Raw genomic sequence first — 260 nt, forward strand, 5'->3', positions numbered from 1 at the left:
GGTTCGAGTCCATTTAGGCCCACCATAACTTCTTGGGGCCTTAGCTCAGCTGGGAGAGCGCCTGCCTTGCACGCAGGAGGTCAGCGGTTCGATCCCGCTAGGCTCCACCAATCGTTTTCTTTTTTTTTTGCGTGAAAACGAACTTGTTCTTTGAAAACTGGATATGACGACATTGAAACAACGAAACAAGCAACACGAGTGATGAGACCGATTTTTTCGGTCGACTTTCTAATGGTTAAGTTAGAAAGGGCGCACGGTGG

The 260-nt window shown here is 48.5% G+C and carries 1 protein-coding gene and 1 tRNA gene; one reads left to right on the top strand and one right to left on the bottom strand.

The genetic code is table 11. From position 1 onward, the window contains the following. Positions 1-34 precede the first annotated feature (34 nt). Positions 35-110: transfer RNA gene (locus HU147_RS19315), tRNA-Ala, on the top strand. On the opposite strand, the gene HU147_RS19320 is transcribed toward HU147_RS19315, so the two are convergent. After that, the coding region (locus tag HU147_RS19320) for a hypothetical protein (RefSeq protein ID WP_224077683.1) at positions 81-260 on the bottom strand (180 nt) is incomplete at its 5' end. The genes HU147_RS19315 and HU147_RS19320 overlap by 30 nt on opposite strands.

It is taken from the genome of Planococcus chinensis, assembly GCF_020071995.1.
In the GTDB taxonomy this organism is placed as follows: Bacteria; Bacillota; Bacilli; order Bacillales_A; family Planococcaceae; genus Planococcus; species Planococcus chinensis_A.